At 35.8% G+C, this 20,893-nt stretch carries 20 protein-coding genes; 18 read left to right on the plus strand and 2 right to left on the minus strand.

Features of this window, described 5'->3' with window-relative positions; translation table 11 throughout:
- The 12 genes from F9817_RS21690 to F9817_RS21745 form a co-directional block, all read left to right on the plus strand.
- Positions 1–1,946 (plus strand): glycosyltransferase (locus F9817_RS21690; protein WP_161158292.1); only part of this gene is annotated, 1,946 nt, incomplete at its 5' end.
- A 174-nt stretch (positions 1,947–2,120) separates the two neighbouring features.
- Entirely contained in the window at positions 2,121–3,152 is a 1,032-nt protein-coding gene (locus tag F9817_RS21695; protein WP_161158293.1) for a Gfo/Idh/MocA family protein, read from the plus strand.
- A 15-nt stretch (positions 3,153–3,167) separates the two neighbouring features.
- Complete coding sequence (locus F9817_RS21700; protein WP_161158294.1) at positions 3,168–3,731, plus strand: D-sedoheptulose-7-phosphate isomerase; 564 nt, start codon at positions 3,168–3,170, stop codon at positions 3,729–3,731.
- Positions 3,732–3,775: 44 nt separating this feature from the next.
- Positions 3,776–4,492, plus strand: a complete 717-nt coding sequence (locus F9817_RS21705) for an SDR family NAD(P)-dependent oxidoreductase (RefSeq protein ID WP_161158295.1) — start codon at positions 3,776–3,778, stop codon at positions 4,490–4,492.
- On the plus strand, positions 4,485–5,558 hold the full coding sequence (locus F9817_RS21710) for an AroB-related putative sugar phosphate phospholyase (cyclizing) (protein WP_161158296.1): 1,074 nt from the start codon (positions 4,485–4,487) through the stop codon (positions 5,556–5,558). The genes F9817_RS21705 and F9817_RS21710 overlap by 8 nt, the downstream gene beginning before the upstream one ends.
- On the plus strand, positions 5,555–6,271 hold the full coding sequence (locus F9817_RS21715) for an acylneuraminate cytidylyltransferase family protein (RefSeq protein ID WP_161158297.1): 717 nt from the start codon (positions 5,555–5,557) through the stop codon (positions 6,269–6,271). Before F9817_RS21710 ends, F9817_RS21715 begins: the two co-directional genes overlap by 4 nt.
- Positions 6,268–7,224, plus strand: a complete 957-nt coding sequence (locus F9817_RS21720; protein ID WP_161158298.1) for a phosphoglycerate dehydrogenase — start codon at positions 6,268–6,270, stop codon at positions 7,222–7,224. The genes F9817_RS21715 and F9817_RS21720 overlap by 4 nt, the downstream gene beginning before the upstream one ends.
- Complete coding sequence (locus tag F9817_RS21725; protein WP_161158299.1) at positions 7,225–8,004, plus strand: hypothetical protein; 780 nt, start codon at positions 7,225–7,227, stop codon at positions 8,002–8,004.
- 55 nt (positions 8,005–8,059) lie between these two features.
- Positions 8,060–8,812, plus strand: coding sequence for a 6-hydroxymethylpterin diphosphokinase MptE-like protein (locus tag F9817_RS21730; protein WP_161158300.1), 753 nt, complete (start codon positions 8,060–8,062; stop codon positions 8,810–8,812).
- A 26-nt stretch (positions 8,813–8,838) separates the two neighbouring features.
- Positions 8,839–9,873, plus strand: coding sequence for a GDP-mannose 4,6-dehydratase (gene gmd, locus F9817_RS21735; RefSeq protein WP_161158301.1), 1,035 nt, complete (start codon positions 8,839–8,841; stop codon positions 9,871–9,873).
- 79 nt (positions 9,874–9,952) lie between these two features.
- Positions 9,953–10,840, plus strand: coding sequence for a GDP-mannose 4,6-dehydratase (locus F9817_RS21740; RefSeq protein WP_161158302.1), 888 nt, complete (start codon positions 9,953–9,955; stop codon positions 10,838–10,840).
- Complete coding sequence (locus tag F9817_RS21745; protein ID WP_161158303.1) at positions 10,830–12,020, plus strand: glycosyltransferase family 4 protein; 1,191 nt, start codon at positions 10,830–10,832, stop codon at positions 12,018–12,020. The genes F9817_RS21740 and F9817_RS21745 overlap by 11 nt, the downstream gene beginning before the upstream one ends.
- Here F9817_RS21745 and F9817_RS21750 read toward each other — a convergent pair.
- The gene (locus F9817_RS21750) at positions 12,004–13,128 is read right to left on the minus strand and encodes a glycosyltransferase family 4 protein (protein ID WP_161158304.1); all 1,125 of its coding nucleotides are present in this window, start codon (positions 13,126–13,128) and stop codon (positions 12,004–12,006) included. The two genes, F9817_RS21745 and F9817_RS21750, sit on opposite strands and share 17 nt — an antisense overlap.
- Positions 13,085–15,052, minus strand: coding sequence for a polysaccharide biosynthesis protein (locus tag F9817_RS21755; RefSeq protein ID WP_161158311.1), 1,968 nt, complete (start codon positions 15,050–15,052; stop codon positions 13,085–13,087). The genes F9817_RS21750 and F9817_RS21755 overlap by 44 nt, the downstream gene beginning before the upstream one ends.
- A 171-nt stretch (positions 15,053–15,223) precedes the next feature.
- Here F9817_RS21755 and F9817_RS21760 point away from each other — a divergent pair, with 171 nt between their 5' ends.
- From F9817_RS21760 to F9817_RS21785, 6 genes are all read left to right on the plus strand, one after another.
- Positions 15,224–16,165 carry an NAD-dependent epimerase/dehydratase family protein gene (locus tag F9817_RS21760; RefSeq protein WP_161158305.1) on the plus strand — a complete coding sequence of 314 codons (942 nt, stop codon included), beginning with the start codon at positions 15,224–15,226 and terminating at the stop codon, positions 16,163–16,165.
- Positions 16,166–16,175: 10 nt separating this feature from the next.
- A complete protein-coding gene (locus F9817_RS21765; RefSeq protein ID WP_161158306.1) occupies positions 16,176–16,721 on the plus strand; it encodes a sugar transferase in 546 nt (181 codons plus the stop codon).
- Positions 16,722–17,138: 417 nt separating this feature from the next.
- Positions 17,139–18,206, plus strand: a complete 1,068-nt coding sequence (rffG, locus tag F9817_RS21770) for a dTDP-glucose 4,6-dehydratase (protein WP_161158307.1) — start codon at positions 17,139–17,141, stop codon at positions 18,204–18,206.
- A 39-nt stretch (positions 18,207–18,245) separates the two neighbouring features.
- Positions 18,246–19,121 (plus strand): glucose-1-phosphate thymidylyltransferase RfbA, encoded by an 876-nt coding sequence (rfbA, locus tag F9817_RS21775; protein WP_161158308.1) that lies wholly within the window; start codon positions 18,246–18,248, stop codon positions 19,119–19,121.
- A 152-nt stretch (positions 19,122–19,273) separates the two neighbouring features.
- Positions 19,274–20,416, plus strand: a complete 1,143-nt coding sequence (gene glf, locus F9817_RS21780; RefSeq protein ID WP_161158309.1) for a UDP-galactopyranose mutase — start codon at positions 19,274–19,276, stop codon at positions 20,414–20,416.
- A 1-nt stretch (position 20,417) separates the two neighbouring features.
- Positions 20,418–20,893, plus strand: a 476-nt coding sequence (locus F9817_RS21785) for an oligosaccharide flippase family protein (RefSeq protein ID WP_161158310.1), incomplete at its 3' end; no start/stop codon positions are given.

Genomic DNA, 20,893 nt, shown 5'->3' on the forward strand with positions numbered 1-20,893 from the left:
CACATAAGGATATAAAATTTTATTATGCATACCCACCTATAAATACAGAAATAATAGAACATGATAAAAAAGAGGAAAGAAAAGACAGAATTCTATTCTTTGGAAATTTTAGTCAAGCCAAGCATAAATCTAGCAACAAGTTAATATCTCTTTTTTGTCCCTCAATGTCAGGTTTTGAAATAGCAATAATAATAGGTAATGGAAAGATTGATGAAGCTATAAAAAAGGACATAGAAGATGCTGCCAGAGTGTATAACATTAAGTTAAAGTGGTTATTTTCTATATCTGATAAAGAAAAGTTTGCTCTATATAAATCGTCAAAGTTACTTCTTTTTCCTAGTGAGTTTGAAGGGTTTGGTTATCCACCGGTTGAGGCAATTTACTGTGGTTGCCATGTTGTAGCGTTCGATTTGCCAGTTTTGAAAGAAACTTGTCATGATTCGATACACTATGTAAAACATGGAGATTGGAATGAATACAAAAATGTTGTTTCACAGGTTGTTGATAATATTAGAAATAATTTTATTGAAGTTGAAAACGAGAATGTAAATTCTATAGCTAGATTAGATACGTTTAGTAAGGAAATTTCTAAAATATTATACGAATGTAACAAACAAAAAATCGCATATTCTGAAGATGATTTGAAGTTTTTGTGGAAAGATAAAAAAATGTCGATATTAATGAAAGCATCTAAGTTCTTACTTGTTAAATTAAATAATTTTTTTGTTTCCAAGAATAAAAAAGTAACATATTATCCAAGATTTAGAAGTGACAATGATTTAAATAACCATTACTTTAGAGCCGCTTGGTATTTACCATTCAAAGAAGGTGTACTGGAGTATGTATGTTTTAATGTTGCTTACAATAATAATAAACCCGTATGTAACCCTTCGATGGGTGATTACTCTAACAATTCAGACCATGTTAAGATAGAAAATGGAAAATTAAAATTTTTATTTAGCCTATTTAGTAGTAAGGTGGTTCTAGTTTGGGATAGCAGTGCTTCTAACACACCAATATATAAGTTGTTAGCTGTGATTGGTGTTAAATTAATTAATATTGATACTACAGACCTCAAGAGCAAGGAATATGGCGAATATCCAGGAATAATGTGGAGACATTTGCTAACAAATAAACAGCGACGGGATTTTAATCAAGTCCAGGTTTCTAAATTTGAACAAATATATAAAGAAAAATCGAATGGTAGAAAAATATCGACAGTATTTGGTACTGGCCCTTCTATAGACCTAGCATTAAATTATGATTTTTCTAATAGTATTACTATAGTTTGCAATTCAATTGTTCAAGATAAGGAACTTATTTCTCATATTAATCCAGATTTCATTACTGCAGGAGACGCAGTAAGCCATTTTGGAGTGTCATCTTATGCAAAAAAATTCAGAGATGATATGATTGAAGTTCTGAAATTAAATAAAAATATATTTTATTTTGGAACAGTTACATTTGGATATATTTTCTCAGTGCACTACCCTGATTTAATAGATAAAATGATATTTATATCTCAGTCGTTAGATGGTCCTAATTATAACCTAAACACCAAGTTTGAAGCGCCTAAACTTGTCAGCACAATGAATATACATATGCTACCCCTAGCAGCTACATTTAGCGATTGTATATTCATACTTGGAGCCGATGGGAAAAATCCAGATCAATCTAAAAATGAAGATTTCTGGCAACATAGCAATAAGGCGCAATATACGAACCTTGTCGACACTGGACATGATTGTCATCCTACATTTGATATTCATAGGCAAGTTTCAACTTACGATGATTATAATAAATCTATTGAAAATACTATCTCTAATGGCGAGAAAATAGGAAAGAAATACTATTGTTTGAGTGATTCATATATACCATATTTATCAAAAATTAAAATAACAAATAGTGATCTTATATCCTATGGTCTTATAAGAGATAGCGATTGATATATAAAGTAGTTATAAATTTCCCAAGTGTTATGTCCTGTGCGTATCTATATTTTTTATAATTTTAATATTATAAAATAAGACTGTTTTTGTAATTGGCCTTATTTGGTTCCTTATTGTCAACATGTTGTGTTTACAAGTTTATTATATGAGTTATTACTAGAGGTTTTCGATATGATTAAATTTGGTTTTATTGGCTATGGTAAAATGGGAAAAATACGTGCACGAGCATTTGGAAAATTTGCTGACGTATCCGTCGAAGGTGTTTACGATGTAAAGGAAATTAAAGATAGCGAATATAAGGTATTTAATGACCCATATGAGATAATTAATGATAAGTCTATAGATGCGGTAAGTATATCTGTTCCTAATTATTATAATTTCGAATATACGATGGCTGCATTGAATCAAGGTAAACATGTTTTTTGTGAGAAACCACCTGCTTTTACATCACAGCAAGTAAAGGAAATCAGAGCTAAGGAATTAGAAACTGGTCTTAAATTAATGTACGGATTTAATCATCGTCATCACGGTGCCGTTATGAAAATGAAGACGGTAATCGATTCTGGGGAATATGGGAAGGTTCTTTGGATGAGAGGTCGGTATGGGAAAAGCGTTGATGAAACTTACTTTGATGATTGGCGCTCAAAGAAAGATCTCGCGGGCGGAGGGATTCTGTTTGACCAGGGTATCCATATGCTTGATTTATTCATTCATCTTGGCGGTACGTTTGATCAGGTACATGCTTTTGTCTCAAGTCTTTACTGGAAAATGGAAGGTCTCGAAGATAACGTTTTCGCAATAATGAAAAACTCTACTTCAGGTATGGAAGCATCATTGCATTCTACAATGACTCAGTGGCGACATTTATTCTCTCTAGAGGTGTTCTTGGAGTCTGGATACATGGTTTTGAATGGTCTCAAAACAGGTTCTGGAACTTATGGTGATGAGGAACTTACTATCGCCAAAAACAGGTCTGTAGCGCCAGCTGCTACATGGGATGATGAAGCTAGATTTAGGTTTGAAACTGACAATTCATGGAATGAAGAGGCGGAGCATTTTATAAATGCTATTAAGAATAATACTGACGTAATGTTTGGAAATTCTAATGATGCATTAAATGTTATGGAATTGGTTGAATCTATCTATGCAAACGAGAGACATGAATCAGACCACCTTTACACCAAACTCAAAAATATTAGATAAATGGAGCATATGAAAATGAATGACATGGAATTTTTAAATCGTTATTTTGACGAATATAAAAAACTTATGTTTGAACCTAATGTGTACTCTAGTCTTTCTGAATTCAAAGAATTAGCAATATCAGTTCGTAATAACGGGAAAAAACTAATTTTTTCTGGAAATGGAGCAAGTGCAGCAATTTCAGCGCACGGTGCTGTGGATTTCACTAAGCAAGGAGGTGTTAGAGGGATAACATTTAATGAAGCTGATTTAATTACCTGTTTTGCTAATGATTATGGTTATGACCATTGGGTAGAGAAAGCTGTTCAGATGTATGGTGATGAAGGTGATGTTCTAGTTTTGATTAGTGTGAGTGGTACTAGCCCAAGTGTTGTAAATGCAGCTAAGTATGCGAAAAATAATGGTATGAAAGTTGTAACATTTACTGGTAAGAAAGTAAATAACGACCTTAAATTACTAGGCGATATTAATTTCTGGGTTAATAGTAGCGCATATAATATTGTGGAATGTATACATATGAGCTGGATTACTACTGTAATAGATATGGTTATTGGAAAATCAGAATATTCAGTATCTTAACGTCTATTAAGCAGTCTAATGGGGTTGTTTTGTTAGGAGTGTTTATGGCTAGCTATAAAGGAAAGAGAGTTGTTATTACCGGTGGGACTAGAGGGATTGGCTATCAGCTCGCACGAAAATATTTTGATTTAGGTGCTGAGGTGATTATTACAGGTACCAAGGAAGTTTACCTAGGTGATGATAGTTTTAAATATATTAAATTGAAATGTAATGATAGGAAATCTATCGATGAGTTTATAAATTATTTATCACTTTATGGCCATATAGATATATTTATAAATAATGCAGGGATTAATATTATTAATCATGTAGATGATATTAACATATCCGATTTTGATGATGTTATTGATATCAATCTTAAAGCTCCATTTATACTATCTAAGTTGGTCGCGTGTAACTATATGAAAGAAGGTGATAAAATACTCAATATAGCGTCTATTTGGAGTGTTATCACAAGGCGTGGGCGAGTGTCTTACATAAGCTCAAAAAATGGTTTGGTTGGTTTAACTAAAGGTTTGGCAACTGATCTAGCGGAAAAAGGAATACTTGTTAATTCTATTTCTCCAGGATTTGTAAAAACTGAATTAACTTTTAATTCATTATCAAAAGAAGAAATAGAAGAATTAGAAAACAAGATACCGTTAGGTAGGTTAGCTGAGCCAATAGAAATTGCCAATGTTGCTGCATTTATTACTAGCGATGAGAATTCGTATATTACAGGTCAAAATATTGTAGTAGATGGAGGGTTCTGTAATGTCTGAATTCATGACTGTGAAGTCAATGTTTAGAGAGTATAAGGTTTTATTCGAACCTTGTTTTTTTAGTTTAAGAAATGAAATTAAAGAAAGCGATTTTGTCATTATAGATAGTAATATTGCGAGGTCATACCCTGAAGTTGTTAGTATTATAGAGAATAATAATAAATTTTTGTTTGTCGCAGATGAAGAAGCCAAATCTTATACTTCGATATCACAGGTTTTTGATTCTATAATTTCTAGTGGCTTTTCTAAAACAGACAAGATTGTGGCTATAGGCGGAGGAGTTACACAAGATATTGCAGGTTTTGTGTCTTCTCTTTTATACCGTGGTGTTGAATGGTATTTTTATCCAACAAATTTGCTAACTCAATGTGATAGTTGTATAGGAAGTAAGACATCGATAAATTTTGGAAAGTTTAAAAATCAGTTAGGTGGCTTTTATCCTCCATCAAAGATCGTTATTGATACAAATTTTTTAGAAACATTGTCCGGCAAGGATATATCATCTGGTATAGGAGAAATGCTTCACTATTTTTTAATCGATGGTTATGAAAACCATTCTAAACTATTGGAAGAATTGAAAGAGGCAAGAGTATCAAAGGATATTCTTGTTCAGCTAATAAAAAGAAGTCTCAGAATAAAGAAAAAAATGATAGAGGTCGACGAATTTGACCGTGGACCTAGAAATATATTTAATTACGGACATTCGTTTGGTCACGCAATAGAGAGTGTTACAAATTTTGTAGTTCCTCATGGAATTGCTGTTGCATTTGGAATGGATCTGGCTAATTTAATTTCTGTGCAACAAGGTTATTTGAGTATTGAAAATAGAAATAAATATAGAGAGCTATTTCATGAAGTGTTTTCAAGTTTTTCTTTACCTGAAATAGATGTAGATTTATTTGTTAAAGCATTGTCGCGTGATAAAAAAAATGAGGGTATAAATATAAAAGTAATACTCACGAGAGGTTTGAAAAAAATGTTTAAAACAACATTGGAAATTGATGAAAAATCACTTTCATTATTTCATGAATTTTTCGAATCTAAATTGTATAAGGATGCTATATGAGAGATTTGGGAAAAATAGTTGTTCTGATTCCAGCTCGAGCTGGTAGCAAGAGAGTTAAAGCAAAGAATCTTAGAATTATTGCGGGAAAACCATTACTTTCCTATTCCATCTCAACTGCTTTAGATGTAAGCCAAGTATCAGAAGTATACGTTAATTCAGATTCAGAGGCGATGCTCAAATTGGCGGAACGATGTGGAGCTAGGTGCTATCAGAGAGATCCAGTATTAGCATCAGATACAGCTACAGGTGACGAGTTCGCAGCAGATTTTATGCGAAATGTTGAAGCGGATACCGTAATTATGCTGAATCCTGTATGTCCGTTACTCAAATCAAACCAAGTCATTGATGCTATTGAACAATACCAAAATAGTGATTGTGATACTTTGATATCCTGCGATTCTACGCAAATGCAAGTTTTTTTTGAAAATGTTGGTGTAAATATAAGCACTAGTGAAATGCTTCGTCCTACTCAGGAAAATACCCCAGTAAAAACTCTTAATTGGGCTGTAACTATTTGGGATAAACATAAGTTTTTGGAACATTATAATAACAACGGGTATGCCTATTTGGGGGTCAACCGCTTGTTGTTTGAAATTCCACCACTGTCCGGTATAAAAATTAGTCATGAGCAAGATTTTGAAATTTGTGAAGCAATATTGAATAGTAGAAATATCGAAACTCAGGAAGAAATAAAATATTGGATGGATTCATGATGGTTTGTGAAGATATTATAGGTGTTTGTTCAAGGTCGTTCTCTAAAAATGTTCTTTTACGTAAAAAATTATTAGAAAGTTTTCCGAATGCCCGGTTTAATGATTCTGGTGAAACTCTGAAAGGCGATTCATTAGTAAACTTTCTTTATGATTGTAAAGGGGCAATTATAGCTCTTGAATATATGAATAGAGAACTAATAAATAGACTGCCAAATTTGCGTTATATCGGTAAATATGGCGTAGGTCTCGATAAGATTGATCTCGATGCCTTAGATGAAAAAAATATCAAATTGGGATGGACACCAGGAGTCAATTCAACTTCAGTAGCAGAATTAACAATCGCTTTATCGCTTAATATAGTTAGAAAAATTATTAACTCAGTGGATTTGGCTCGTGGATTAGGTTGGGAACAAGTTATTGGTGGGCAGCTTTCATCGCTAACATTCGGTATCATTGGTTGCGGTCATGTGGGTACTAAAGTTGCGAAATTGGCAACGTCATTTGGGTGCAATGTCCTTGTCTGTGATATTAAAGATAAATCATCTGTATGTAATGAGTTAGGTTGTCGTCAGGTTAGTTTTGAAGAAATACTTTCTTTATCTGATTTAGTTTCTCTGCACGTTCCGTACAAAAGTGACACTAGAAATCTAATTGACGCTTGGTCATTAGAAAAAATGAAGAATGGAGCATATCTGGTGAATACTGCTCGTGGTGGTATCGCAGATGAAAAGGCAATTTTAAACGCATTAGATTCAGGTAAATTATTAGGGGTCGCCTTAGATGTATTGAGCGTAGAGCCCCCAGTCGACAGCTCTTTAGTTAACCACGATAGAGCAATTGTTACGACACATATTGGTGGTAGTTCACATGAAGCCATAATGGAAATGGGACTCTCGGCTATAAAAGGGTTACTAGAAAATACGAAAGCAAGTTTTTATAAGGAATATATATAGATGAAATCTGTCGATTATAAATCTAAGGTTAGTTATTTCTATAATCAAAGATTTATAAATAATGATAAGTTACGATTAGAATCAGCATTTGTTCCTGATAGTATTGTCCAAGCTTACGATATCCAAAAAGAAATAATAAATTCTATTAAAGAACCAGTTTTGGCTTGGAAATTGGGAGGTACAAATAAAAAGACTCAAGAAATGTTTGGTTGCTCAAAGTGTTATATTGGTCCAGTATATTTTTTATCTATAGGGGATAATTTATCCGTAGATGGTAAATATGCTAGAGCTGAGTTAGAATTAAGCTTTAGAATATCTGCTAATATAAATGAGTTGAACGTAAAGGATGCCAATACTAATCCACTCAGTTTCTTTGATATGGTTTTCCCATCAGCAGAGTTCCCTTTGTCTAATATAGAAAATATGACTGAATCCGGCATGAGAGCTTTGATTGCAGACCTTTGTGGTACTGGTTTTCTTGCATTAGGTAAGGGTATTGAAATTAGCCATTTAGAATCTTTTTGTGATAAAGAAATTAACGCTTCAATCATGGATGAAGATAATTGTTTAGCAGTTGGTAATCTTTCAAATTTGCTAGGTGGATATAGGAAAGTGTTAAGTGATTTTCTATTGTCTTGTTTGGAATATGACTTACCTTTGGCCTCCGGCCAATATTGCTCAACCGGCGGATTATCTCCTTGTGTTTATTTGTCTGTTGATAAAATATTGGCTGTCAAATTTGATTTTTTTGATGATTTTTTGCTAAAAATAAAATCCTAACACATATGATGTATTTATACTAGGCAATAGGTATTTAAATTGATTAAGGATATTTATGGGGTTGGAATACATAAAAGATGTTGTAAAGATGGCTTTGTATTCAGGTTTCCCTCTGCAAGTTTGGCAGTTTAATCTCAATAGATTGAAAAATCTTCACAAAGGAAAATCTTGTATACTAATTGGAAATGGGCCCAGTGTTAAATATTCTGATTTGGATAAGATAAATAGCTCTAATTCGATAAAGTTTGTTTTTAATCGGTTTCACAAAGCTTATGAAAATATAGATTTTACCCCTAATTATACAGTTGTTATTGATCCATATTTTATTAGAGACTTTTATGACGAGTTGTTAGTTAATCATCGAGGGTGTTTGCTAATTGGAATTGATTCTAAGTTTCCTGTATCTTTACGTAATTTTTATTTCAGAATAAAGAGTACTGATCCATTTGAATTCAGCTTGAACCCGTTAAAATATATAAGCACTGGAGCTAGTGTTGTTGTTTCTGCTATACAGTTGGCTTATTTTATGGGTATGAAAGATATATATCTATACGGTATAGACCATAGTTTCGAGTATGTTGCTGAGGATAGTGAAGATCTAATCATGGGAGAGGGAAATCATTTTATAGAAAATTACCGTTCTGGAAAACGTTGGTGTCCTCCAAACTTACCATTAATTGAGAATGGATTTAAGTGTAGTGCAGAAATGTTGGAGTTGAAGAATGGCAAACTAATTAATATTTCTAGAGAATCAAGATTGCCTCATATAAAAAAGGAGAATTTTGATGATATTATTCATACCCTGTAATACGTATGCATAAGGATATTATTTAAATGAAAAAAGCATTAGTAACTGGTATCACCGGTCAAGATGCGGCCTATTTAGCCGAACTCCTATTAGAAAAGGGCTATAAAGTATACGGTACATATCGTCGTACAAGCTCTGTCAACTTTTGGCGTATCGAAGAGCTGGGTATTCACAATCATCCTGATCTTGAGTTGGTTGAATATGATTTAACTGATTTATCTGCGAGTATCCGTTTATTACAGAAGGCAAAGGTAGATGAAGTATATAACTTAGCTGCTCAAAGTTTTGTAGGTGTTTCTTTCGAACAACCCCTTACAACAGCCGAAATTACTGGTATTGGGCCAGTCAATTTGCTTGAAGCGATTCGAATTGTTAATCCTAAAATCCGTTTCTATCAGGCATCGACATCGGAAATGTTTGGTAAGGTTCAGGAAATTCCTCAACGAGAGACAACACCATTTTATCCTCGTAGCCCTTATGGAGTAGCTAAGCTATACGCTCACTGGATGGTGATTAACTATCGTGAGTCTTATGGTCTATTTGCTACGAGCGGCATCTTGTTTAATCACGAATCTCCATTACGTGGTAAGGAGTTCGTCACCCGTAAAATTACCGATGCAGTTGCAAAAATTAAGCTAGGTAAGTTAGATGTTCTTGAGCTAGGTAACATGGATGCTAAACGTGACTGGGGTTTTGCTAAGGATTATGTGGAAGGTATGTGGCGGATAATTCAAGCTGATACACCTGAAACCTTTGTGTTAGCAACAAATCGTACAGAGACGGTCCGTTCTTTCGTGACAATGGCATTTAAAGCAGTAGATATTGAACTTGAATGGACGGGCTCTGAAGAAAATGAAATCGCGACGGACAAATCAACCGGTAAAGTGCTAGTGAAAGTCAACCCTAAATTCTACCGCCCTGCTGAAGTAGAATTGTTAATTGGTAATCCAGAAAAGGCGACTAAGGATCTTGGCTGGAAACCAACGACAACACTAGAAGAATTGTGTGCAATGATGGTCGATGCAGATATACGTCGAAATAAACAAGGGGTTTCTTTTTAACTGGTTGTTACTTAGTGAATAGGTGTAGTGCTGGGATAATTGTGACTGTTAGTTTATGTTCTATTTGTAGGGAGTTGGAATGAAAGAAAAAGTACTTCTTACTGGTATGGGAGGCTTCACTGGTAAATATGTTGCTGAAGAATTATCAGCTCATGGATATCAAGTGGTTGGTTTGGTGTATAAAAATGCAGCTGAGAATCAAGTTGCTTGTGATCTAACGGATAAATCTGCGGTTTTAGAATGTTTAGAGCAGGTTCAACCGGATTATGTTATCCATCTTGCCGCCCTATCATTCGTAGGCCATGACGATCAGAAGGCATTTTACGATGTGAATGTGTTTGGTTCTTTAAATATTCTCGAAGCGGCTGCAGAGCTTGGATTAATCTTTAAAAAAGTGGTTTTTGCCAGCAGCGCAAATATTTATGGAAATCCGGTTGGAGTTGAGAAGATCGATGAATCAGTTGCTCCTGCACCAGTTAACCATTATGCAATGAGTAAACTGGCAATGGAATATATGACTCAATTGTGGTTTGATCGTTTTCCTTTAGTGATTACTCGTTCATTTAATTACACTGGTCCAGGGCAAGCGGAGCACTTTTTAATACCTAAAATTGTTTCCCATTTTAAGCAAAAATCCTCAGATATAGAATTAGGTAATATTGAGGTTTATCGTGACTTTAGTGATGTGCGTGATATTGCTAAAGCTTATGTGAGGCTATTAGAATTGGATGTTAGCTCCCAAGTAGTAAACCTGTGTTCTGGCAATGTTTCTTCTTTGTCTAGTATTATTGAACTGATGGAGCGTATTGCAGGATATAAAATCAACGTTAAAGTTAATCCAGCGTTTGTGCGTGAAAATGAGATTAAAACTCTTGGTGGTGATAATCGTAAACTGGTCTCTTTAACTGGTTTTGAGCCCACTATTACTATCGATAAAACACTGCGCGATATGTACAATGCATACTAGAATATTGATCAACATTAATACAATACGAAAACCATTAACAGGGATCGGTTATTATACGCTGAATATTCTACGTGAGTTATTAAAGAAGAATATTGATGTGGTGGGGTTACAAAATGGCAGAGTTGTTAGTAAAAATACGTTGCAGCAGATTATTGATAGTTTTCTTACTCAAAACAATGCGAAGGAAACTAGCAGTCAATCGTTTAAGCGTATTGTGGTTGAATTAATTAGAAATATTCCAGGCTCTTATCGGATTAAGAATTTCTTCTTATGCCATCGAGCTAATAGCGCGACCGCTCATTTAGTTGCTCAAAAGTATGTTTATTTTGAACCAAGTTTTATTCCATTTGATTATCCGGGTAAGATTATTACGACAGTTCACGATCTTTCTTTTATCTCTTATCCTGAATTTCACCCTGAAACTCGTGTAGCTTACTTAACAAGCAATATTGGCTCTTCGATCAACAAGTCAGATCATTTGATTGTTGATTCTGACTATATATTAAATGAACTGCATAACTGCTATCCTTTGAGCAAAAATAAGAGCTCAACGGTTTATTTAGGAGTTGATGAGCATTTTCGTATTTATTCTGAAATAGAGTGCCGCTCAGTAACTCAGACACTAGGATTAAAGTATCAACACTTCATTTTAAGTGTTGCAACGTTAGAACCAAGGAAAAACTTAAAGCGTTTAGTGTTAGCCTATAAGCGTTTACCTGTGGAGATCCGGGATAGGTATCCTTTGGTATTAGTTGGTGATCAAGGCTGGAAAAACACGGAACTTATGAAGGAAGCTAAAGAGTTAATCGACAATAAGCAGCTTATTTTTACCGGTTATCTTTCTGACAGTAATCTGAAGTATTTATATTCGTCGGCGATGATTTTTGCTTATCCATCACTGTATGAAGGGTTCGGTTTGCCAATTATTGAAGCTATGGCTTCAGGGGTACCAGTGATTACCTCAAATCGAGGCGCAACTGCTGAAATTTCAGGTGGTGTAGCTATTTTAGTGAATCCTGAAGATAACGAGGATATTGCTCAAGCTATGTTTGACTTGATTCATCAGTCACAGCGTAGGAAAGAACTGTCAGAATCAGGGATCGAATTTGTAAAACGTTATCAATGGGGTAAGACAGTTAATCATATCTTAGAGATAGCGGACACTATCTCTGATCGATAGGGCTATGTTCCAACAGTTTGCGATATAGATTCGCGTAACTTTGTGCGTAATGTTGTGCAGTGAACTTTTGCTCAAAGCGTTTACGAGCTTGTGAGCCGAGGGTGGCACACATTTCTGTGTTATTTTCTATACTTATCATGGCATTAGAGAGTTTTGTGCTATCACATGCTGGTACGCAGAGTCCTGTTTCGTTGGTAAGATTAACATAAGAAGAACCCGTTCCAATATCACAGCTTATAATTGGCTTACTGTACATTTGTGCCTCAAGAAGAGAAATACCAAAGGCCTCTGAACGTAAATGTGATGGAAAAACAAACGCTTTAGATAATAAATGTAATGTTACTTTATCCTCTTCCGAAATAAACCCTACCAGTTTTACATTATGTAAGTTGTGTTCTGCAATATACGCTTCTAGCTTTGGTCTTTCTGGCCCATCTCCTGCAATTACTACAGGTAAACCGTTTAATTTTGCTGCTTCTAATAGATAATTCAGCCCTTTGTAGTAGCGCAAGACTCCAATAAAGAGAAAGAAACCTTCTCCGACTTTATTTCGCCACTCATCCATATTATGGCTTGATGGGGTCGGGTAAGTATTTTCATCAATCGCTAACGGTATTATCTCTACTTTTTCTTTGTATTTTTGTAGGTTAATACTAGTTTTAGCATATTGTGGTGATGTTGCTACAAGTACATCTATGTGGTTTAAAAAGTAATTTTCCAGTGGTTTGTATAAGGTTTTTAAAAGCTTTTGCCTCACAATGTCGGAGTGATAGGTAACAACCGTTGGTTTATCTGTATCAAATAGGGAAAGTAAATCACCTGAAGGCCATGGATAGTGATAATGAATGATATCAGCCCATTGGGAAAGTTGTTTAAATTTGGCTATTAGATTTAGAGAGAATCCATTGGAAGCGATTTCTATCGATTTTTTAACAGGAATGATCTCAGTATCTTCACAAAAGTAAGGTGGAATATCATTATCCGATAAAGTGAGTATTTTGGTTTCAACGCCAAGACTTCTTGTGCCCGATGCGATAAATCGAATAACTTGTTCGACACCTCCCTTAGTTTCTGGGTAGCAAGTGCGATAGATTTGTAATACTTTCATTGTCTTTTTCCCAGATAGAAGTATATATCTCATTAGTTCTATAACTCATAGACTGCGAAATACTTATCGGTTGATAACCAGTCGGAGCATCAGATAGAATTTGAATGGCGTAGTTCACATCAAAGCTGTGACAGCACTCATCCAATTCTAAAAGTAGGTTGTTCATATCATTCCAAGATAACTTTTCTTCAGAAGCCGTCATGATCTTTTTATGACTTGTTCCTTCTACATTGTCTCCAATAAGTAATTCTTCATAAAGCTTTTCTCCAGGTCTTAAACCTGTGAACTGAATCTCAATATCCCCGTCGTCAGATTTTCCATCATAATATTCTTTCATACCCATTAGACGAATCATTCTGCATGCAAGGTCGTGAATTTTGACCGGCTCCCCCATATCTAAAACAAATACTTGTCCATTTTTACCTAGAGCACCGGCTTGAATCACAAGCTGAGCAGCTTCTGAAATGAGCATAAAGTAGCGGATAATATCAGGGTGAGTAACAGTGACTGGGCCGCCGCATCGTATCTGTTTTTTAAATAGAGGAACGACAGAGCCTGAAGAACCAAGGACATTACCAAATCGAACCATAGTCAGTGTAGTGTTATGTCCGGTATCAGCTAATGCTTGAAGAACCAGTTCAGCCATACGCTTAGTCGCTCCCATAACATTGGTAGGTCTTACCGCTTTATCGGTAGAAATCAGAGTAAAGTGGCTTACTTGGGCTCTTATCGCCGCTTGCGCACACGATAATGTACCAAACACGTTGTTACGGATCCCTTCAATGACATTATCTTCCACAATCGGTACGTGTTTATAAGCGGCTGCGTGATAAACCGTTTTAACTTTATGTAATTTCATTAAGTTAAACATGCGATTCTCATTCTGTACCGAGCCCAAAGATGAAACGATAAGCGTATCTAATCCTAGGCTTTTTTTCTGGGCTTGGATCTCTTGGTCGATGGTGTAAAGGTTATATTCATTTAATTCGAACAGGACCAAAATCGCAGGTCTTTGAGACAGTATTTGGCGACATAATTCTGAACCAATGGAACCTCCAGCCCCTGTCACCATGACTGATTGCCCTACAATGTTTTGCTGTAATAATTCAACATTAGGATCAACCGGGGCTCGACCTAGCAAATCCGCTACGTCTAGATCTTGTACATCGGTTGCTTGTGCTCTGCCAGCTGCAATATCTTCCACACTGGGTACTGATTGAAGCTCTATTGGCCATGAAGATAACTTTTCGAGTAATCGTAACCTAGCGCCTTTATTAATATTGTTTATCGCGAGGAGAAGTTTTACAGGGTCATACAATGGTAAAAGATTATTGAACTCCGAACTGTGGTGAACTCTTATTCCGAAGATGATTTGACCTGTTTTAGCCGGATCATCATCGAGCATGATAACTGGATGATACTTGTCACCTTGAATAAGAGCATAGGCTAAATCTCTACCGGTAGTCCCCGCTCCATATATGAATACGTTCGGTTTGTTTTTTTTGTAGTGGTGATAATAAATTGTTCTAATAAGAATTCGTGGACCACCTAAGGATAAAGTCGCTAATCCTACATAAATAAACGGTACGCTACGCGGAATGAATGACTGAAAAAAGAAACTACTCAATGCCAAAGTCGCTGCAGATATAATGACCGAAATAAAAATATAGCCAATAGCTGGTAGCATCATATAGCGCAATACGGCTCGATACATGCCCATTCGAATAAAGCAAAGCAGTGTTACTGCAGTAGTGGTCAATAAGGTTGCTATTTCATTAGGGCCCACCTGAAACGAAAACGTGTCTAGGCGTAAAGCGATGGCACATAGCAACGAAGCAAGTATTGCCAATACATCATATAAGATGGTTAGAAGGCGCTTTTGTATCCTGTTTGCTCTTAGAAGAAATTGAATAGGTCCAAACATACGATTCATTACTTCCTGTATGATGTGTAGGGAATTTGAACAAAATCAGGCTATTATTTGAACTGCCATGAGAGAAGTGTAGTAACGCCTTTAGAGGTTTTCCACTAAGCGAACTATAATATTTTCAATTGGATGAATAGGTTGGATGCGGTTTATATAAAGGATGATAGCTTGAAAGTATTAGTGACGGGAATTACCGGTTTTATAGGGAGCGCAGTTGCTAACGCGATGAGCAGAGAAGGATGGACCGTGATTGGACAATCTCATCACACAGATGATAATCAATTTCCGACAACTAAGTTATCCATCACTTCCCAGACAGATTGGTCCACATTGCTTGCTGGTGTGGATTTGGTTGTTCATTGTGCGGCCTATTCACCTAGAAAAGGGCAGCATACGAATTTCGCTAAGTATAACGAAACCAATACGAAAGGGACGATGACACTAGCGCAGCAAGCGGCATCTATTGGGGTGAAACGTTTTATATTTATCAGCTCAGTCAAAGTGAACGGTGAGACGTCACCGAATCATGTCCCATTTAATCAAGAGTCCGTGGCGTCTCCAGAAGATGATTATGGTGTGAGTAAGCTTCAAGCCGAGCAGGAACTGTTAAAACTTCATCACGCGACTAGCATGGATGTTTCTATTATTAGGCCTCCATTAGTTTATGGGCCTGGAGTGAGCTCTAATTTTACAATGATGCTGAAACTAGTGCATAAACAAGCCCCTTTACCTTTTGGGGCGTTATCAAATCAACGAAGCTTGGTATTTATCGATAACTTGGTCGATTTGATTATTACCTTGTGTTCTCATCCAAGTGCAGCAGGACAAACATTTTTTGTTTCTGACGATCATGATGTCTCAACAACAGAGCTGTTTCGAACGATCGGTATTGCAATGAACCGTAAAGCTAGGTTATTACCCGTTCCCTCGTCGCTTCTTGTCGGTTGTTGTCAATTAGTCGGTAGGTACAACATCATCAATAAATTATTACGCTCGCTTCAAGTCGATATTGAGTCAACCAAAACGATACTTGGTTGGCGACCTCCTGTGACGTTTGAGGAAGGAATAGCGATTACAGTTCAAGATTATTTAGCAAGAGTAAAAGAATAGGAAATCAAATATGCTGCGGTTTTTGGATATTGTGTTATCCCTCTTAGGGTTGATTGTTTTATCTCCAGTATTTCTTATTGTTTACATAGTAGGACATTTTGACACAGGAGCTCCTTTATTTTTTCAAGAACGGGTAGGTAAAAATCAAAAGCCATTCATATTGATTAAGTTCCGCACTATGCCCTTGCATACTAAATCTGTAGCGACGCATTTAGTTGGATCAGGTTCGGTCACTAAGATTGGTCATATATTACGAAGAACTAAACTTGATGAGCTTCCTCAACTGATCAATGTAATAAAAGGAGAGATGAGTTTAGTTGGTCCCCGTCCTTGTTTGTTTAATCAAGAAAACGTGATTTATGAGAGAGCTCAACGTGGTGCTTTCGATGTTCGTCCTGGTATCACGGGGTTAGCTCAGATTCGTGAAGTCGATATGTCAACTCCGGTTAAGCTTGCTGAGCTAGATCGCGAAATGATAAGAACAATGTCAGTCACTAATTACTTTCTGTATATCATTAGAACGGTGTTGGGTGAGGGAGCGGGAGATCGCGTCTAGAACAGAAAGTTGAACGGAATTAAAGGGCTTACTCTTTGAATGATTGGCGCTTAGGTATTTGTTAGATATACCCACAATCGTATTTTAGATTAATAGTTTCTGTTCGTTCTTATTCTCTTCATCCATTTCCAAACAGTTAACTAAGATGAGGTTAGTTTGAGTGTCCCATCCTAGAAGACAATGTCGTTTGGGAGGCAATTTCCAGATTCCTGATAACTTCACATTCATAGCTGAGCACGCTATGATGCGGCGTTTTATTGATATTCAATAAAGTATATTAATGGCTGCTAATATAGTTTATGGGGCAAAAGTCTCAGGCGGTAGCGTGGGTTACATAAAATATTAACTCACTTTGTAAGATAGATAATTTGCTTGTTGCAATTAGGAATCCAGTAGTAAATAGGACAGTAGACTGATATGAAAATTTTAGTGACAGGTGGTGCAGGTTTTATCGGTTCGGCTGTAGTGCGCCATATAATCGATAACACCGCAGATCACGTGATCAATGTAGATAAACTGACCTATGCGGGAAACCTAGAGTCATTATCTTCAGTAGAAAGTAGCGAGCGTTATGCCTTTGAACAGGTAGACATCTGTGATCGTGCTGAAATGGATCGTATCTTTGCTACGCACAAACCTGATGCAGTAATGCATTTGGCCGCGGAGTCTCATGTTGATCGCTCTATTGATGGTCCTAGTGCCTTTATTGAAACTAATATTGTGGGTACCTACACCCTGCTGGAAGCCAGCAGACAATATTGGAATAGCCTCACTGCAGAAGCAAAACTAGCATTTCGCTTTCATCATATTTCTACCGATGAAGTGTATGGTGATTTGGAAGGTACGGACGACTTCTTTACAGAAACCACACCGTATTCACCTTCAAGTCCATACTCTGCCTCTAAAGCATCAAGCGATCATTTAGTTCGTTCTTGGTTACGTACTTACGGTCTGCCAACGATTGTAACTAACTGTTCAAATAACTACGGTCCTTATCATTTCCCTGAAAAACTGATTCCACTAATGATTTTGAACGCATTAGATGGAAAGCCTCTTCCTGTTTATGGTAATGGCATGCAAATTCGAGATTGGTTGTTTGTTGAGGACCATGCAAGAGCGCTCTATAAAGTGGTTACAGAAGGGCAAGTAGGCGAAACATATAACATCGGTGGTCATAATGAAAAGGCCAATATTGATGTAGTGAAAACTATTTGTTCGTTGCTAGAAGAATTGGTGCCGACTAAGCCAAGTGGTGTTGAGAATTACTCGGACTTAATTACTTATGTAACGGATCGGCCTGGTCATGATGTACGTTATGCCATTGATCCTAGTAAGATTGGCAAAGAGTTGGGATGGGTTCCAGAAGAAACATTTGAATCAGGTATTCGTAAAACGGTTGAATGGTATCTAACTAACCGCGAATGGTGGAGTCGCGTATTAGATGGTTCATATTCCATGGAGCGCTTGGGAAATCACCCGGCGTAACTGTATCAATTTAATTAACGTATTCGGCTGACAAACATTATGAAAGGTATCATTCTTGCTGGTGGTTCAGGCACTCGTCTTTATCCTATAACTCGTGGTATATCGAAGCAGTTGCTTCCTATTTATGATAAGCCAATGATTTATTACCCGCTTTCTACGCTCATGTTAGCGGGGATTAGAGAAATATTGATTATTACCACACCAGAAGATCATGACAGTTTTAAACGCTTACTTGGCGATGGTAGTGATTTTGGCATAAAGCTTAGCTACGCAGAGCAACCAAACCCTGATGGATTAGCTCAGGCGTTTATCATCGGTGAGGAATTCATTGATAATGATAGTGTTTGTTTAGTGCTAGGAGATAATATTTTCTATGGTCAGTCGTTCACGCAAACCTTGAAACGTGCTGCTGAGCGAAAACAAGGCGCAACGGTGTTTGGTTATCAAGTTAAAGATCCTGAACGTTTTGGGGTCGTGGAATTTGATGAACATATGCGAGCGATTTCAATCGAAGAAAAACCAGCAAAACCAAAATCCCATTATGCAGTAACTGGACTCTACTTTTATGACAATCGAGTGGTTGAATTAGCCAAACAGGTAAAACCATCTTCGAGGGGAGAATTAGAGATCACAACCCTTAATGAAATGTACTTAAAAGCGGGTACTTTGAATGTGGAGCTATTAGGTCGAGGGTTTGCGTGGTTAGATACCGGTACACATGATAGCTTACATGAAGCTTCTTCATTTGTTGAAACTGTACAGAAAGTACAGGGACTAAAAGTAGCGTGCCTTGAAGAAATAGCTTTGCGTAATGGTTGGCTAACAGTCGATGAACTCAGAAAACTGGCGAAGCCAATGCTGAAAAACGAATATGGACAGTATCTTAACCGCCTAGTTAAAGAAACTAAGAAGTGAAAATTTATTAACGGATAGAATAGAATGTTGTCATATCAAAGAATAATATATTTATAGTTTTCTATTCTAGTTAAGTTTTTAATCGGTACGGTCATTTCTTGTCTGAAAATAAATGATATTTTGCCTACATACAAAGATATAGGAAGTAAAAAATGAAATTTGCGATCATTGGCTCTGGATTCAGTGGGGCTATCTTGGCTCAAGAGTTATCTAAGCATGGTCATGATATTACTGTTTATGAAGAAAGAGAACATGTAGGCGGTAACTGCTATTCTTATAGAGATAAAGACACTAATATTATTGTACATAAATATGGCCCTCATATTTTCCACACTGATAATCAAGAAGTGTGGGAGTATGTCACAAAATTAACAGAAATGATGCCATATGTTAATAGAGTTAAAACCACATCAGATAATCAGGTTTACTCACTTCCAATAAACCTTCATACAATTAATCAGTTTTTTAATAAAAGTATGTCACCCAAGGATGCTGAATTGTTTATAAAGGATAAGGCTAGAGACGATATACACGAACCTAAGTCTTTCGAAGAACAAGCATTAAAATTTATTGGTGAAGATTTATATAAAGCATTTTTTGAAGGTTATACAAAAAAACAATGGGGTGTGTCTCCTAAAGAACTACCAGCAAGTATCTTAAAAAGATTACCTGTTAGGTTTAATTATGATGACAATTATTTTAATCATAAATATCAAGGAATGCCTATTAATGGATACACACCTATATTTAATAAGTTATTAGATAACGAGCTAATAACTGTAAAAACAAGTAATAAATTTGATAAAAAAGATAGTGTAAACTTTGATCACGTATTTTTTACAGGACCAATAGATGACTGGTTTAGTCATTCAGAAGGTAAGCTAGGATATAGAACACTTGACTTTATAGAAGAAAAACATGAAGGAGATTATCAAGGCTGTGCTGTAATGAATTATGCTGATCAAAATATTAAGCATACTAGAATCAGCGAGCATAAACACTTTTCTCCTTGGGAAGAACATTCAGAAACATTAATATTTAAAGAATTTAGCCGCCCTTGTGGTAGTTCGGATATTCCATACTATCCCATTAGACTAGTAAAAGAACAGAAGTTATTAGAAAAGTATATTGAATTAGCTAAGAAAGAAGACAATGTTAGCTTTTTAGGTAGGTTAGGTACTTATAGATATTTAGATATGGATGTTACAATATCTGAAGCGTTAAATGCATCTAAAGTTGTTTTAGATAAAATTACTAAAAAAGAAGCTATCCCATCTTTTTTTGTTGAATTTTGATATGATTAAAGAAAATAAAGTTCTATTTTCCAATATATTGTCACTTGGTAGTTTGCAGATATTTTCATATATTTTGCCTTTAATTACAGTGCCTTATATAGTTAGGGTGTTAGGTCCAGAGTACTATGGAATGATAGCTTTTTGTTCTGCAGTAACTGGATATTGGCTTTTAATAACTGATTATGGGTTTTCTCTAACAGCAACTAAAGAAGTATCTTTATGTAGAGATAATAAGAGAGATCTTAGGAAATTATATAGTACAGTTTTGTGTGCAAAAATGATACTTTGCTTATTTTGCTTTATATTATTAGTAATAATGATTCAGGTTTTTACAAAAATAAATATAAATAAAGATATTTATTTTATATTATTTGGTCAAGTTATTGGTCAAGTTTTATTTCCAGTTTGGCTATTCCAGGGGCTGGAAAAAATGAAGTATATAACGATATTGAATATAATATCTAGAGCATTTATAAC

The organism is Vibrio eleionomae, assembly GCF_009874545.1.
Lineage (GTDB): Bacteria > Pseudomonadota > Gammaproteobacteria > Enterobacterales > Vibrionaceae > Vibrio > Vibrio nitrifigilis.